Origin of the sequence: Chryseobacterium sp. B21-037 (assembly GCF_028570785.1) — a bacterium.
GTDB classification, from domain to species: Bacteria; Bacteroidota; Bacteroidia; order Flavobacteriales; family Weeksellaceae; genus Chryseobacterium; species Chryseobacterium proteolyticum.
The window spans coordinates 1,096,611-1,112,995 of the sequence record NZ_JALGCB010000001.1 but is presented as its reverse complement, the minus strand read 5'-3'; the positions used below and the strand labels follow the sequence as shown (position 1 = coordinate 1,112,995).

The window sequence follows — 16,385 nt, the reverse complement described above, 5'->3', positions numbered from 1 at the left end:
TTATTCAAATATACGTTAATATACCATTTTAAATAAAAAATGCGTATTTTTGCATCTTAAAATTTCATAGTAAACAATGATAAAAATTACACTTCCAGACAATAGTGTCAAAGAATTCGAGGGAGAAGTAACTCCTTTAGATGTGGCAAAATCTATAAGCGAAGGATTGGCTAGAAATACCATTTCCGCAGTCGTAAACGGCAAACAAGTAGAGATTACCACACCTATAACGACGGATTCTACGGTACAGCTATTGACATGGAATGATGATCTTGGAAAGAAAGCTTTCTGGCATTCTTCTGCCCACCTTCTGGCGCAGGCCATCCTTGAATTTTATCCTGATGCTAAGCTTACTATCGGCCCAGCCATAGAAAATGGATTTTATTATGACGTAGATTTTGGAGACGAAAGTTTATCTGAAAAGGATTTTGAAAAGATTGAAAAGAAAGTTTTAGAGAATGCTAAGAAAGGTTCTACATTCTCCCTCTATCCTGTTTCCAAAGAAGAGGCATTAAAAACTTATGCAGATAATCCTTATAAAGTAGAACTGATCTCCAATCTTAATGACGGAGAAATTACTTTTGTAACTCATGATAATTTCACGGATTTATGCCGTGGAGGTCATATTCCCAATACAGGAATTGTAAAGGCCGTAAAAATATTAAATGCAGCAGGAGCATACTGGAGAGGTGATGAAAAGAACCCCCAATTGACAAGGGTTTACGGTATTTCTTTCCCAAAACAGAAAGAGCTTACAGAATATCTGGAAAGATTGGAAGAAGCAAAAAGAAGGGATCACAGAAAACTTGGAAAAGAATTAGGGATTTTCGCATTCTCTGAAAAAGTGGGTGCCGGACTTCCGCTATGGCTTCCAAAAGGTACTGCATTAAGAAGAAAATTAGAAAACTTCCTTAGTGAGGCTCAGAAAAAAGGAGGCTATGAATTCGTGATGTCCCCGCATATTGGTTCAAAAGAGCTGTATGTGACTTCAGGACACTGGGATAAATATGGGGCAGACAGTTTCCAGCCTATTAAAACACCGAATGAAGGTGAAGAATTTTTGCTGAAGCCTATGAACTGTCCTCACCACTGTGAAATCTACAAAACTTCACAATGGAGCTACAGGGATCTTCCAAAAAGATATGCAGAGTTCGGTACTGTTTACAGATATGAGCAAAGTGGAGAGCTTCACGGCTTGACAAGAGTACGTGGATTTACTCAGGATGATGCCCACTTATTCTGTACTCCGGATCAGCTGTCGGAAGAATTTGAGAAAGTAATAGATTTAACACTTTATGTTTTTAAATCTTTAGGATTTGAGGATTTTGTTACACAGGTTTCTTTAAGAGATCCTGAAAACAAGGAAAAATATATCGGTTCTGATGAGAATTGGGAGAAAGCTGAAAATGCCATCATCAATGCAGCAGAGAAAAAAGGATTGAAAACCGTTATCGAATATGGTGAAGCTGCCTTCTATGGCCCTAAACTGGACTTCATGGTTAAGGATGCGTTAGGAAGAAAATGGCAGTTAGGAACCATCCAGGTGGACTATAACCTGCCGGAAAGGTTTGATCTTCACTACATCGGAAATGATAACGAAAAGCACAGACCGGTAATGATCCACAGAGCGCCGTTTGGTTCTATGGAAAGATTTATCGCTATTTTATTAGAAAATACAGCAGGAGATTTTCCTTTATGGTTGAGCCCTGATCAGTATATAATTCTACCGATTAGTGAAAAATATGTAGATTATGCAAAAAAAGTTTCACAATTTTTGGAAAATCACGATATTAGCGGTCTGATTGATGACAGAAATGAGAAGACCGGAAAGAAAATCCGTGATGCAGAATTAAAGAAAATCCCTTTCATGATTGTGATCGGTGAAAATGAAGAAAAAGACGGAACCGTTTCAGTAAGAAGACGTGGAGAAGGAGATCTTGGCGTAATGAAGATGGAAGATTTCGTCAATTATTTTAAAAAAGAAGCAGCTATATAAGAAAGCTGTCAATAGAAAGTTAACCAATAAAATTTAAGACAATAGCACAAAGATTTAACAACAGAGGCCCAATGCGTCGTCCGGTACAGGAGGATTTGCATCAAATTAATGGTAAAATCAGAGCCAGAGAAGTTCGTTTGGTAGGTGACAATGTGGAACCTGGAGTTTACCCATTAGATAAGGCTTTGCAGATAGCCAAGGATCAGGAATTAGACCTGGTTGTGATTTCAGACAAAGCAGAACCTTTTATTGCAAGAGTATTAGACTATAAGAAGTTTTTATACGAGCAAAAGAAAAAACAAAAGGAACTTAAGGCAAAACAAATAAAAGTGGTTGTAAAAGAGATCCGTTTCGGGCCTCAGACAGATGACCATGATTATGAATTCAAGAAAAAGCACGCTGAGAAATTCCTGGAAGAAGGTTCGAAACTTAAAACCTATGTATTTTTCAAAGGACGTTCAATTATCTTTAAAGATCAGGGAGAAATTTTACTTTTAAAACTTGCACAGGAACTTGAGCATGTAGGTAAAGTAGACCAGCTTCCTAAATTGGAAGGTAAAAGGATGATTATGATGATGAGTCCTAAAAAAGCAGCTAAATAATCAAATTAAATTCAGAATTTAATTTCCAATATAAACCTCAAAGAAATTTGAGGTTTTTTTTTATTCAATTCCGAATAAAATATCCTATGTTAAGAGTTGTGTTTATTAATAAATTTAATTTTGAATTAGAAATAAGATTAAAATATCATAGATATTAAAAAATTAAATTACTAATCATAAAATTAAAAACAATGAGTACAATTCAACTAAAAGACGGAACTGAAATTTATTACAAAGACTGGGGAAAAGGACAACCTGTATTTTTTCATCACGGATGGCCATTATCAAGTGACGACTGGGATGCTCAAATGCTTTTCTTTTTGGAAAAAGGATATAGAGTCATTGCTCACGACAGAAGAGGGCATGGAAGATCCACCCAGACTGCGGAGGGACATGATATGGACACGTATGCATCAGATGTTGATGAGATCGTAACGGCACTAGACCTGAAAGATGTGATCCACGTAGGACATTCCACAGGAGGCGGTGAAGTGATCAGATATGTAGCACAGCATGGAAAAGGAAGAGTTGCCAAAGCTGTTTTAATAAGCGCTGTTACCCCGATTATGGTTCAAAATGAAAATAACCCGAACGGTGTCCCGATTTCTGTTTTTGATGATATCCGTAACAATACGGCACACCACAGGCAGCAGTTCTATATCGATATTACCTTCCCTTTTTACGGCTATAACAGAGAAGGAGCTAACATTTCCGAAGGTATCCAGAGAAACTGGTGGAGACAGGGAATGATGGGATCAATTAAAGCACATTATGACTGTATCAAAGCTTTTTCGGAAACTGATTTTACAGAAGATCTTAAAAGTACAGATGTTCCGGTATTGGTGCTTCATGGGGAAGATGATCAGATTGTACCTTATGAAACTACAGGTGTGGTAGCCGCAAAATTAGTTAAAAATGGAAAGTTGATCACTTATCCGGGATTCCCTCACGGTATGCCAACGACTGAAGCTGAAACTATTAACAGAGATCTTCTTGCTTTTTTCCAATCATAAAACCTTAATTGAAATAAAAACTAAAAGGACTGATTCACCAATCGGTCTTTTTTTTGTTATAAATTTATCTTCCTGAAAATGCGATTAATAAAGAGAAAATTAAAATATATTAAGTCTTATGATTGTGAGTTAATTTGATTTTTTATTATTTTTGCGGCTCAAAAAAATAATATATGAAGATAAAATTATTGACTTTTGTAAGTCTTTCAATGCTTTTAGCATCTTGTGGTCAGGACGATACTCTTGACAATGTAATTGTAGAAAATGGAAAGGTACAAACAACTGCGAATGCAAATAAATCTATTCCTGGTGGTGGTCTTACCACATTAACATTTATTTCGGAAACAACCAATCATCCTCAGGTGTTAAATGCCGGCGAATCAATTAGTTTAGAAAATCAGGGTGTTACTTACCGTCTGGTAATGCAAGGAGATAGTAATCTTGTCCTATATGCTGAAACACCTAGCAGCTACAGAGTACTATGGGCATCTAATACGGTAAGAAGCGGAGGTACCCCAAAACTTATTGCACAAAATGATGGGAATCTTGTTATTTACAATAACGATACTCCTCTTTGGAATTCAGACAGCGCAGTTGCAGGGAACGTTTCCAACCCACATATTAAGCTTCAGCTTTATTCAAGAACCGGATATTTAATCGGTAGTGGTTTTAGAGTTAAAGTTATTCTGGGTGGAAATAATCAGGAAAGAAGAGAAATAACTCATAAGGATATCTAGTGAGTAATTTAATGATTTGTAACCACTTTTTATAGAAGTGGTTTTTTGAAAATACTATAAAATCACAATTTTGAAAATTCGAATTGATATTTTTTGTATCTTTGCACACTATTATTCCTAAGTGTCTTTGGGAAGAAAGTAAATCAGATATTGATAACAAAATAATAAAAAAGCAAGACAATGCCAAAATTAAAAACGAAATCAGGTGCTAAGAAACGTTTTGCTCTTACCGGAACTGGTAAGATCAAAAGAAAAAATGCTTACAAAAGCCACATCTTAACTAAAAAAGAAACTAAGCAGAAGAGAAATCTTACTACTACTTCTTACGTAGCTAAAGTGGATGAGAAAAGCGTTCAACGTCAATTAGCAATTAAGTAGTTTTTATAAATCTATATTCGGTTTATAGGAATTAAAACAATTCAGAATTTTTAACCCTGAAACGGAGCAGATAAGTGTAATGAAACAGTTTACCGCCCTTTTCAAAAAAACAATTTAAATTATGCCAAGATCAGTAAATGCAGTAGCTTCAAGAGCTCGCAGAAAAAAAATCATGAAACAAGCTAAAGGTTTTTTCGGTAGAAGAAAGAACGTTTGGACTGTAGCTAAAAACGCGGTAGAAAAAGCAATGCAATATGCTTACCGTGGAAGAAAAGAGAAAAAGAGAAATTTCAGATCACTTTGGATCACGCGTATCAACGCTGGAACAAGAGAGCACGGAATGTCTTACTCTCAATTTATGGGAGCTCTTAAAAAGAACAACATTGAGCTTAACAGAAAAGTTTTAGCAGATTTAGCAATGAATCACCCTGAAGCTTTCAAAGCAGTTGTAGATCAAGTAAAATAATGTAAAATTTTTTGTTATCAATATTAAATCCTGAGTTTTTTGCTCAGGATTTTTTTATTATATACATTTGTTTCATTGAAAATATAATAATTCTGTAATTCTTTTATCAAGTGAAAAAAATAACTACTCTACTTCTTTTTTCCATTGCTATTTATAGCGCAAAGGCACAAAGCTTTATTCAGGCTTACCAAAGCAGAGCAACTCAGGTTTCACAAACCAATATTACAGCTAATTTACACGAGTTTGAAAACCTGGGTGTAAAAACAACAGGTTCTGTAAATAATACCAATACTTTAAACTGGATCAAAAATAAATATACGTCTTACGGATATAGTGCAAGTCAGATGGTTGAGGATCCTTTTACCTTTGGAAGTACCAGTTCTAAGAATTTAATTATTACCAAAACAGGAACTGTTTATCCTGATACCTATGTAATTATCTGCGGACATTATGATACCATAACCGGTTCCGGAGTTAGCGACAATGGAAGCGGAACGTCTATTATATTGGAAGCTGCAAGAATCTTAAAAGATATTCCAACAGAATATTCTATTAAATTCATTCATTTTTCAGGAGAAGAACAGGGACTGGAAGGAAGCTATCATTATGCAGACAATGTGGTTTTTCAGAATAATATCCGTCAGATGAATATAAGACTGGTATTTAATATAGATCAGGTAGGTGGTAAACTTGGCAATAACAATAATACGATAAAGTGTGAGAAAGGCGTTAACGGAAGCTCTGCCAATAATGCAACTTCAAGTGCGTTTACACAACAGCTGGCCACTTGTACAAGTCTTTACTCCCCTCTTCAGACTGTAATTACTAACGCATATTCCTCAGATTATATTCCTTTTGAACAAAACGGAGATATCATTACAGGTTTTTATGAGAATATCAAAAGCAATAATGAACATACGGTAAATGATACCTTTGCCAATATAGATCCTGTGTATGTCTACAACGTAGGTATGGCAGCGGTTGGTGCTCTTCAACATTTTGCTGTAGCAACAACTCTGAATTTGGGAACAAGCGAAACAGAAGGACAGAAATCATTAGAATCTGTAAAGATCTACCCTAACCCGGCAAAAGATGTATTGACAATTGACCTGCCAAATACGATTAATGATTTTAATTTCGAATTAACAGATCTGCTGGGCCACACTTTAATTAAACAGAATAACAAGAAAACGATCCAGGTTTCTTCTCTGACAAACGGTGCCTATTTAGCTATAATAAAAACTGCTGATCATACCGCTGTACGGAAAGTAGTAATCAGCAAATAGCTCACCGCTAAAAAAAATAAATCAAAAATGCTTTTATTACACGTTATAAAAGCATTTTTTATTTATACTACAAAATTAATATTCTTTCATTGTGATTTAATTATTACTTTTGCAAAAATCACCAACTAATGAAAAATATAATTAATTTACTATTTTTTTGCCTGCTAAGTCAGCAACTATCATCTCAAACATTTATTCAGGCCTATCAGAACAGGGCCAATCAGGTTACTCAAACCAATATTACAACGAATTTACAGCAATTTGAAAACCTGGGTGTCAAAACTACAGGTTCCACGAACAATGCGAATACTCTCACGTGGATAAAAAATAAGTACCTCTCTTATGGCTATACAGCCAGTCAAATCGTTGAAGATCCTTTTACATTTGGAAGTACGAGTTCAAAGAATCTGATCATTACGAAAACAGGGACAACATATCCCAATACGTATGTAATTATTTGCGCGCATTATGATACGGTAACGGGATCCGGCGTAAGTGATAACGGAAGCGGAACTTCAATTTTATTAGAGGCCGCAAGAATTTTAAAAGATGTCCCTACCCAGTATTCAATAAAATTCATTCATTTTTCAGGAGAGGAACAGGGACTTTACGGGAGCTACCACTATGCAGACAATGTAGTTTTTCAAAACGGAGTTCGCAAACTTAATATAAGACTGGTCTTCAATATTGATCAGGTGGGAGGTAAATTAGGAAATAACAACAATAAGATAAAATGTGAAAAGGGAGTTAACGGAAGCTCCGCCAATAATGCAACATCGAGCTCTTTCACCCAGCAGTTGGCAACCTGTACAAGTCTGTACTCTCCTCTTCAGACAGTGATGGCTACCGCATATGCTTCAGACTATATACCTTTTGAAGAAAACGGAGATATTATCACAGGTTTTTATGAGAATATCAGGAGCAATAATGAGCATACGGTAAATGATACCTTTGCCAATATAGATCCTGTATATGTATTCAATGTAGGTAAAGCTGCTGTTGGTGCGCTCCAACATTTTGCCGTTGCATCTACAACCGCAGCAATGGTTCTAAACACAGAAGAAACAAAAGCTCAGGCATCAATAGAATCAGTAAAGATCTATCCTAACCCGGCAAAAGATATTATAACTATTGACTTACCTGATACCATTAAAGAATTCAACTTTGAGCTGACAGATCTTTTAGGACATATTCTGATCAAAAAGAAAATCAAAGAAAAATCGATATTTCCGGTTTGCAGGAAGGAGCTTATCTAGTCATTATAAAAGCCAAAGGTCAGAGTACAACAAGAAAAATTGTTATAGAAAAATAAATCATCAAATATCTCTCAATTACAAAAATGCTTTTATTATCAACAATAAGAGCATTTTTTATTTATTACATAATATTTTTATTCTTTCATTGTGATTTTATGATTACTTTTACAAAAATCACCTAACAATGAAAAATATAATTACTCTTCTTTTTTGCGCTTTATTAGGCCAGCAATTACAATCTCAAAGCTTCATTCAAGTTTATCAGGACAGGGCAAACCAGGTTACACAAACCAATATTACAACCAATCTGCAGCAGTTCCAAAATCTTGGTGTAAAAACAACAGGTTCTACCAATAATGCCAATGCGCTTACGTGGATCAAAAACAAATATTTATCGTATGGCTACACAGCAAGCCAGATTGTTGAGGATCCTTTTACCTTTGGAAGCACAAGTTCCAAAAACCTGATCATAACCAAAACAGGAACAGTATATCCTAATAAATATGTTATTATTTGTGGGCACTTTGATAGCATCGTAGGTCCGGGAACCAATGATAACGGTAGTGGTACTTCAATTATACTGGAAGCTGCCAGGATCCTTAGAAATGTTCCGACAGAATATTCTATCAAGTTTATTCATTTTTCCGGGGAAGAACAGGGATTAAGAGGAAGTTCTCATTATGTAAACAATGTAGCTTATCAAAACGGTGTTCGAAAGCTGGATATAAAACTGGTATTCAATCTTGACCAGGTAGGTGGAAAAATGGGGAATGTAAATAACAGAATATACTGTGATGAGGATCAGGGAGGAGTAAGCAGCAATAATGTGGCATCAAGTGCGGTTACACAACAGCTGGTAACCTGTACTACTCTATATTCTCCACTACTTACAGGGATTGATCCGGCAGAAGATACGGACTATATCCCTTTTGAACAGAAAGGAGAAGTAATTACAGGATACTTTGAGTATAAAAGAAGCAGTTATCCGCATACTGTGAATGATACCTTTGCGAATACAGACCCTGTATATATTTTCAATGTAGGAAAAGCAACGGTGGGGGCACTTCAGCATTTTGCAGTAGCATCCACTACGGCATCTTTAGTTTTGAATACCAAAGAAACCGCCGCAGATAAGCTTGAATCCATTAAAATTTATCCCAATCCGGCAAAAGATATTCTGAGTCTGGAATTACCATCTTCCGTTAGCAACTTCAGTTTTGAAATCACCGATCTGTTAGGTAGGTCTTTACTTAAGCAAGAAAACCAGACAAGAATTAATGTTTCTAATTTGCCAAAAGGGGTTTATTTAGGAAATCTTAAAGCCGATGAGCATACAGTAGTTAGAAAAATTATGATTGAATAATCACTTATACTATATATCTTAATACAAAAGCTTTCTATTTTTAGAAAGCTTTTGGTTTTTATAATTCTTTATTTTTTTGTGATCTTTATTACGTAACCTCCTCCTGACGCCATTGATACGGTTAATTTTCTATTGGCTGGAATGTCAATGACTTCCTTTTTGTAATCTTTAGCAACACGATTCGCGTTGATTCCATCTTTAAATACTTCACCTTTGAAATTGCCTTTTCCTAGGAATGATAAATCTAATTCTACAGTACGTGCATTCCAGTTGGTTAAAGCACCCATATACCAATCATCTCCTTTTTTACGGGCTATTGCTACATATTTTGCGACCTCACCATCTAAAGCTATGGTTTGATCCCAAATGGTAGGAACCTTAGCAATAAATTCTGTACATTCCGTTTCTGCCATATAATTTGACGGGCTATCACAAAGCATATTTAACGGAGACTCAAAGACTATATATTCTGCCAGCTGACGGCATCGTGTTCCCTGGCTCATAGCTTCACTATCAACACTTTTGAAATTATCTTTGGTTGCATTACGCATTGCTCCCTGAGTATAATCCATTGGACCTGCTATCTGTCGGATAAATGGAATGGTTACATCATAGGTCACCTGGTCAAGATGATCTGCCCATTTCATTTGCTCCAATCCGTTTACCCCTTCAAAATTAATAACATTAGGATAGGTTCGTTGTAGCCCTGTAGGTTTATATGTCCCATGATAATCTATCAACAACTTATATTTTGAAGCCATTGCTGCCCCTCGCCGGTGAAAGTCAACAATGATCTGATCATCCCGATCCATAAAGTCTACTTTAAAACCTTTGATTCCCATTTCACTATAATGTTTACAAACAGCTTCCATATCACGATCAAAAGCATAATAACCAGCCCAAAGAATAAGCCCTACTTTTTTGGAATTTGCATAAGCAATCAATTCCGGCAGATTGATTTCAGGCACTACCTGAAAGAGGTCTGCTTTCTTATTGACTGCCCAACCTTCATCAAGAATCACATATTCTATTCCATATTGAGCAGCAAAATCGATATAATATCGATAGGTTTCATTATTAACCCCGGTCTTAAAATTTACATTGTACAAATTCCAATCATTCCACCAATCCCAGGCTACTTTTCCTGGTTTCACCCATGAATAATCTCCCTGAGAAGGAGTTGCCAATTTATAGACGATATCACTATCTGTCAAATCTGAGTCTTTCTCGGAAATAATAATGATTCGCCAAGGAAAGTCTGTCCCTTTATCGAATTGGGCAACAAAGTTTTCACGAGATTTTATGAGCATCTGCAAATTATTATGTCCCCCTTGCTGAACTTCTTTCGGGTAAGGTGCAAATACGCCTTTTAAACTATTGGATTTATCTCCCGGATATAAGAACATTCCCGGGTAATTGATCAGGTCAGATTCGGCAATACAAAGCTTTTTACCCTTTACTCCTTCAACAAGTAAAGGATTGATAGCGAGTCTTTTCTTATTCCATTCAGATAAAGGATAATGAAAATAAGGTTGTTCAAACGAGTTGAAAAATTGTTTTTCCAAAGGAGCTGTTTCCGGTTTATTGGTATAGTTGATAAAAGCTTTTTGATCTGCAGGGAAATTAAATTCAGCTTGTTCGGCCATTATTTTAAATGGCTTTTTAGCTAAAGACACAAATCTGTAACCAATCCCTTCATCATAAGCTCTAAAAATAATATGATAATCTTTAAACTCTATTATCAATTCATTATAATAGTCTTTAATTTGCTGGCGTTTATATATCCGCACATTGAAAGTCTGATTAACTTTTTTTTCCGACGATCTTAAAAGTTTTCCATTTTTCCCATAGAAAGATCCATCATCAAGTGTCATGGAGATAGCAGATTTGTCGAGCATTACATCTCCATTGTGTAATACGGAATACTCTACTGTTTTACCTATGTTGATGAAGGTTTTCAGTTTATTATTAGGAGAAGTGAGTATTAATTGTTTTTGAGCTGAAACCCCTGTAGGCAAAAGTATCAGACAGAATAAGATGAAAATAATAAAATCATTTTTTTTCATAAATATTACTGGGTATTTGTACAAATTCTGTTTATGACATATTCTTTAAGGTTGTTTTGAAAATAAAATGTAAATTATGAAAAATGTTTTGAAAATATCATCTGCTTTTTAAGTTTTTTTATGCCTAATACTGCTATGGCGCTCAGAATGCAAAAGATTACATAGGACAAAGAGGATTATTCTTTAAAACACAAAACCCTATCTAAAAGCAGATAGGATTTCATTATTCATATAGCTGAAATTAGTCTAGTAATTAAAATTCAGAGACAAGGTATAATACCTTCCGTTTCCTCTTACATACTCTGCATCTCGTGCAGTGTACATTGAAGTTGGAGTATAATAGGTTTTATTCAATACATTTTCTATTCCTAATCCTACTGTAATTACATTATTAAATTGGTAACTCCCTTGAAAATTAAAAAGGTTAAATTCCTTTACAGGACCTTCTCCTTCCTGATATTTTCCGGATATCGGTTCAAATTGTTCTCTTTTAAAGGAGTACATATGATAAACTCCCAATTGAAGCTTCTGGGATTTATTATTCCATTTGATATAAGAATTAAGTCTGGCTGGAGCGATCCTCAATCCGCTCAAATATTTATCATAGCTATTATCATTTTTCACGTCTACTTTTCCTTCCTGGTAAGTATAATTAGCTCCTATACTTAATCCTCTGGTCGGATATACGTTCATTGCCAGCTCTACTCCACTAATGTATTGTGGCGCCCTTAAAGGCGTCCAAAATCCGTTTACAGAGACCAAGTCTGCCCCCAATTTTGAATAATTATAAAAATAACTCGCTGAGAAATCAACAGCCCGGCCAATTTTACTGTTAAATCCAATCTCGTAATTATCAATAACAACAGGATCCGTATTGATTTCATTTAAAACATTAGTTTTAGCATCTCTCAGCACTCGTCCTAAATCATAAATATTAAATCCTCTTGAGTAAGAGGTAAAAGGCTGGAAAAAGTCAATTGCAACATAACTTACTCCTACATTATATGATATATTGGAATAATTTAACCGGCCTCCCTGCACATTAAATTCAGAGGCATTTCCAGAAGGCAATGTAGTATAATCCGGAACTTTTACAGATATCTTATCCCATCGCAATCCTGCTTTAACAGTTAAGTCTTTGGTGATAAACAATTTACCTTGTACAAAAGGAGCAGCGGCCAGCATACTCATTTCAGGAACCCATATTCTTCCGTCTACCAAAGGCTGGCTTGTTTTCTCATTGAGTAAATCAAGACCATAGGTTAAAGAACCCATCAGCTCATTTCCTTTTTTAAATTCAGTATTAAAATCTGCCCTGAATCCATATTTCTTTTCCAAAATAGCCGATTGTCCCCCTGTTTTCCATCTTGGTGGGTTACGATAATCATAGATTGTATAAAAGTCCTGAAAATAAAGCGTTGTATTGAGGGAAGTCTGATGGAAAATATTTTTATTGATATATTTTAAATATCCGTTATGATTATATCTTGTTCCCTCTTTCACCCCTTCTCTGTTTCCTAATTTTCCCGTAGAAGGTCTTTCTCCATACTTTCCGATATCAAGAATATATTTAGAATCCTGTAAACTGGAATAATAATTATACATTAACTCCACTCTATTATCATCATCTATATTATATCCTACTTTTCCGAATATGTTTCCTACACTGGTTTCTCCTAATCCATATCTTGGATTTTGAACCAAATCATCACCGTCTATTTTCACTCCATTCTGAGTAATTGTACCATTAATCAGGTAATCCCACTTTCCTAAGTTTCCAAAAAAACTCTGGGAAACCCTGTAGCCAGCGCCACCGTCCGATTTGAACATATTACTATTGAATAAATCATGACTGGTAAAGCCCAAAACTGTTTTTCCTGAAAATGGTTTGCTCTTAGTATTTTTCTGAGTGATATAATTGATGATACCGCCCTCTGCACCATTTCCATAAATGGATGTTGCTCCTTTAACAACTTCAATACGTTCAAGTACTGACGGATCAATACTTCTGATCTCCCTGTCATTATTTCGTAACGGACTTGATTGAGGAATACCATCGATCATGACCAGTACATTTCTACCCCTCAGGGTTTGGCCTCTATTTCCTACGAGATTATTACCAAAAGCAAGTCCCGGAACTTTATATGCTAATATATTACTGAGATCAGGAGATATCAGAGACTGCTCTTCAATTTCTTTTTTATGGATAATATGTACTGTAGAAGCCGTCTTTTTTACAATTTCGGGAGACCTTGATGCTGTGATAATAACTTCTTCAAGTCTCCTTTGATCAAGTGAATCTTTTTTTTGTGCATGTATTAAGGAAGCTGCGATTAAGCTTCCCAAACAAAAAATATTTTTTTTCATCTACGTGTTCTTATTTAGAATAATTAAAAGGCAAAAGTAATGCTTTTAATATTTTACTAAATAATACATATTTAACCCAATCAGATAAAATGAAAAACGATTGAATTATAAAAACTTATTTTAATGTAAAAAATCCAATAATTCAATTACAGTAATTTTATTTTTTACACATTAAGAGATAAATATCATGTTTACTAGCTAACACACATCTCAAATATTTTTATTTTCCATTCCTTTCCAACAAAACGCGTTCAATGTCTTTCAGGGAAAAGTTTTTGGCTTTCAACAGAATTAAGAAGTGATACATCAGGTCCGCAGCTTCATCCTTAAACAAATTTTCATTATCGTCCTTTGCTTCGATTACCAGCTCTACAGCCTCCTCACCTACTTTCTGGGCAACCTTGTTGATACCTCTCTGATATAGTGAGTAGGTATAAGATCCCTCTGTTTTATCATCAATTCTTTGTCCTATTTTTTCCTCCAGCTCATATAAAAATCCCTTGGAATCTTTTTCACCAAAACAGCTAAAGCTTCCGGTATGACAAACCACATTTTTAGGAGTAGCTTTTATCAAAATAGTATCCTGATCGCAATCAATATCGATACTTTTTACCATTAAAAAATTCCCTGACTCTTCTCCTTTTGTCCATAATCTGTTTTTTGACCGGCTGAAAAAGGTAACAATTCCTTCCGCCCTGGTTTTGTTCCATGCTTCTTCATTCATATAGCCGAGCATTAAAACCTGTAAAGTCCGTGCATCTTGTATAATAACCGGAACCAGCCCGTTTGTTTTATTAAAATTGATCATTTCTTACCTGTATTTTTTTATATAATAATTCTTTTTTTACATCCTGAATATGAATTTCTCCAAAATGGAAAATACTCGCAGCCAAACCACCGGTAGCTTTTGTTTCCTGAAATACTTCTGTAAAATCTCCTATTGTTCCTGCCCCTCCTGAAGCAATTACGGGGATATTGACAATTTCAGACACCGCTTTGGTTATCCTGATATCAAATCCCTTTTTGGTTCCGTCACCATCCATTGATGTCAGAAGAATTTCACCGGCACCTAAAACTTCAGCTTTTTTAGCCCAATCCAAAGTTTTCAGCTCTGTTGCTTCTCTTCCGCCTTTAATGTGGACCCAATCTTCATTATACACGAATTTTGTGTCAATGGCAACCACAATACACTGACTTCCGAATTCATTGGCCAGATCTGTAATAAGCTGTGGTTTCTTGACAGCAGAAGAATTGATACTGATCTTATCTGCTCCCGCTTCAAGAAGTTTTCTTACATCTTCAATAGAATTGATTCCTCCGCCAACTGTAAAAGGAATGCTTAATTCTTTTGCGATATCCCGGACAAGTTCTACAAAGGTTTTTCTTTCTTCAATAGTAGCTGTGATATCGAGAAAGACCAGTTCGTCCGCACCGTCAATTTCATATTTTTTAGCCAGGCTGATCGGATCTCCTGCATTTCGGAGTCCTTCAAAATTAATTCCTTTCACGGTTGTCCCATCTTTAATATCAAGACATGGAATAATTCTTTTTTTAAGCATTTTCAATAAAGTTCTGAAGTTCTTTTAATTCAATTTTCCCCTCGTAAATAGCTTTTCCGATGATCGTTCCGGAACAGCCTATTTCTTTCATCCTATATACATCCTCGATACCTGAAATTCCTCCACTGGCAATCAGATTAACAGGAACATTCCCTAAAATATCCTGATACAGATCGATTGACGGTCCCTCCAGCATTCCGTCTTTAGAAATATCCGTGCAGATTACCTGCCTAATTCCTTTTTCTTTATATTGAAGGATAAAAGAGATTACATCAATTTGACTTTCTTCAAGCCATCCAGAAGTTTTTATTTTTCTGTTTTCACAATCAGCTCCGAGAATAATTTTTTCAGGACCGTATTTGCTGACTAAAGTGTAACAGAGTTCCGGATCCTGAACTGCAATGCTCCCGATAGTCACCTGACTTGCACCAGCATTAAGAGCCGTCTCAATATCTTCCGGTGTTTTTAATCCTCCTCCAAAATCAATTTGCAAGGAAGTCTCGCGAGCAATTGATTCCAATATTTTCTGATTTACAATATGCCTGGATTTAGCTCCGTCCAGATCTACCAGGTGGAGATACTGAATACCGGAATCTTCAAACTCTTTTGCCACCTCAAGGGGGCTTTCGTTATATATTTTCTTTGTGTTGTAATCTCCTTTAGAAAGACGTACACACTTTCCGTCAATAATATCAATAGCAGGAATGATCTTCATAATTCCAGATTTAAAAAGTTTTGAAGTAATCTTGCCCCCACTTTCCCGGACTTTTCAGGGTGAAACTGGGTAGCAAAGAAATTGTCTTTTTGTAGTGACGCACTGAATGGAAGTATATAATCACAAACAGAAGTCGTATACTCAGAAAGCTCACAATAGTAGCTGTGCACGAAATACAGGTCATTTGTTTTTTCAATACCTGAAAAAACAGGACTCTTCAAATCGTTTACCGTATTCCATCCCATATGAGGAACGATATCATTCGCCGGAAATTTTTTGACATTGATATCAAAAATTCCCATTCCTGTAGTATTTCCTTCTTCATTATCTTTACACATCAGCTGCATTCCCAAACATATTCCCAATACCGGCTGTTTTAACCCGGGGATAAACGTATCAAGTCCTTTTTCCTTTAAAAGTTCCATTGTTGAAGATGCTTCTCCTACGCCAGGGAAAATCACTTTATCAGCCTGTTGAATAATAGTAAAATCATCACTGACCACTGATTCCACGTTTAACCTGCCCAAGGCATTCTGAACGGATTGTACATTTCCGCCATTATATTTAATAATTGCAATCAT

The 16,385-nt window shown here is 35.6% G+C and carries 16 protein-coding genes; 10 read left to right on the top strand and 6 right to left on the bottom strand.

Annotation, left to right across the window (positions count from 1 at the left end; all coding sequences use genetic code 11):
• The first annotated feature begins 76 nt into the window (after positions 1-76).
• The 10 genes from thrS (at position 77) to MTQ00_RS04700 (ending at position 9,097) form a co-directional block, all read left to right on the top strand.
• Complete coding sequence (gene thrS / locus MTQ00_RS04740; RefSeq protein WP_172282986.1) at positions 77-1,996, top strand: threonine--tRNA ligase; 1,920 nt, start codon at positions 77-79, stop codon at positions 1,994-1,996.
• 71 nt (positions 1,997-2,067) lie between these two features.
• Positions 2,068-2,598, top strand: coding sequence for a translation initiation factor IF-3 (infC, locus tag MTQ00_RS04735; RefSeq protein WP_172282988.1), 531 nt, complete (start codon positions 2,068-2,070; stop codon positions 2,596-2,598).
• Between the two features lie 191 nt (positions 2,599-2,789).
• Complete coding sequence (locus MTQ00_RS04730) at positions 2,790-3,611, top strand: alpha/beta fold hydrolase (RefSeq protein ID WP_273647921.1); 822 nt, start codon at positions 2,790-2,792, stop codon at positions 3,609-3,611.
• Positions 3,612-3,784: 173 nt separating this feature from the next.
• Complete coding sequence (locus MTQ00_RS04725; RefSeq protein WP_172282991.1) at positions 3,785-4,348, top strand: hypothetical protein; 564 nt, start codon at positions 3,785-3,787, stop codon at positions 4,346-4,348.
• A 180-nt stretch (positions 4,349-4,528) separates the two neighbouring features.
• On the top strand, positions 4,529-4,726 hold the full coding sequence (rpmI, locus tag MTQ00_RS04720; RefSeq protein ID WP_034676300.1) for a 50S ribosomal protein L35: 198 nt from the start codon (positions 4,529-4,531) through the stop codon (positions 4,724-4,726).
• A gap of 121 nt (positions 4,727-4,847) precedes the next feature.
• A complete protein-coding gene (gene rplT / locus MTQ00_RS04715; protein ID WP_172282993.1) occupies positions 4,848-5,192 on the top strand; it encodes a 50S ribosomal protein L20 in 345 nt (114 codons plus the stop codon).
• Between the two features lie 110 nt (positions 5,193-5,302).
• Positions 5,303-6,478, top strand: coding sequence for a M28 family peptidase (locus MTQ00_RS04710; RefSeq protein ID WP_273647920.1), 1,176 nt, complete (start codon positions 5,303-5,305; stop codon positions 6,476-6,478).
• A gap of 128 nt (positions 6,479-6,606) precedes the next feature.
• On the top strand, positions 6,607-7,734 hold the full coding sequence (locus tag MTQ00_RS04705) for a M28 family metallopeptidase (RefSeq protein ID WP_273647919.1): 1,128 nt from the start codon (positions 6,607-6,609) through the stop codon (positions 7,732-7,734).
• Positions 7,713-7,790 (top strand): hypothetical protein, encoded by a 78-nt coding sequence (locus tag MTQ00_RS22360; protein ID WP_442868072.1) that lies wholly within the window; start codon positions 7,713-7,715, stop codon positions 7,788-7,790. Before MTQ00_RS04705 ends, MTQ00_RS22360 begins: the two co-directional genes overlap by 22 nt.
• Positions 7,791-7,918: 128 nt before the next feature.
• Positions 7,919-9,097, top strand: a complete 1,179-nt coding sequence (locus MTQ00_RS04700) for a M28 family peptidase (protein ID WP_273647918.1) — start codon at positions 7,919-7,921, stop codon at positions 9,095-9,097.
• Between the two features lie 68 nt (positions 9,098-9,165).
• Here MTQ00_RS04700 and MTQ00_RS04695 read toward each other — a convergent pair whose 3' ends face one another.
• The 6 genes from MTQ00_RS04695 to hisH form a co-directional block, all read right to left on the bottom strand.
• On the bottom strand, positions 9,166-11,163 hold the full coding sequence (locus tag MTQ00_RS04695; protein ID WP_273647917.1) for a glycoside hydrolase family 97 protein: 1,998 nt from the start codon (positions 11,161-11,163) through the stop codon (positions 9,166-9,168).
• A 246-nt stretch (positions 11,164-11,409) separates the two neighbouring features.
• Positions 11,410-13,530 (bottom strand): TonB-dependent receptor, encoded by a 2,121-nt coding sequence (locus MTQ00_RS04690; protein WP_273647916.1) that lies wholly within the window; start codon positions 13,528-13,530, stop codon positions 11,410-11,412.
• Positions 13,531-13,750: 220 nt separating this feature from the next.
• A complete protein-coding gene (hisIE, locus tag MTQ00_RS04685; RefSeq protein ID WP_273647915.1) occupies positions 13,751-14,338 on the bottom strand; it encodes a bifunctional phosphoribosyl-AMP cyclohydrolase/phosphoribosyl-ATP diphosphatase HisIE in 588 nt (195 codons plus the stop codon).
• A complete protein-coding gene (gene hisF / locus MTQ00_RS04680) occupies positions 14,325-15,089 on the bottom strand; it encodes an imidazole glycerol phosphate synthase subunit HisF (RefSeq protein WP_273647914.1) in 765 nt (254 codons plus the stop codon). Before hisF ends, hisIE begins: the two co-directional genes overlap by 14 nt.
• Complete coding sequence (gene hisA / locus MTQ00_RS04675; protein WP_273647913.1) at positions 15,082-15,804, bottom strand: 1-(5-phosphoribosyl)-5-[(5-phosphoribosylamino)methylideneamino]imidazole-4-carboxamide isomerase; 723 nt, start codon at positions 15,802-15,804, stop codon at positions 15,082-15,084. Before hisA ends, hisF begins: the two co-directional genes overlap by 8 nt.
• The gene (hisH, locus tag MTQ00_RS04670) at positions 15,801-16,385 is read right to left on the bottom strand and encodes an imidazole glycerol phosphate synthase subunit HisH (protein WP_273647912.1); all 585 of its coding nucleotides are present in this window, start codon (positions 16,383-16,385) and stop codon (positions 15,801-15,803) included. Before hisH ends, hisA begins: the two co-directional genes overlap by 4 nt.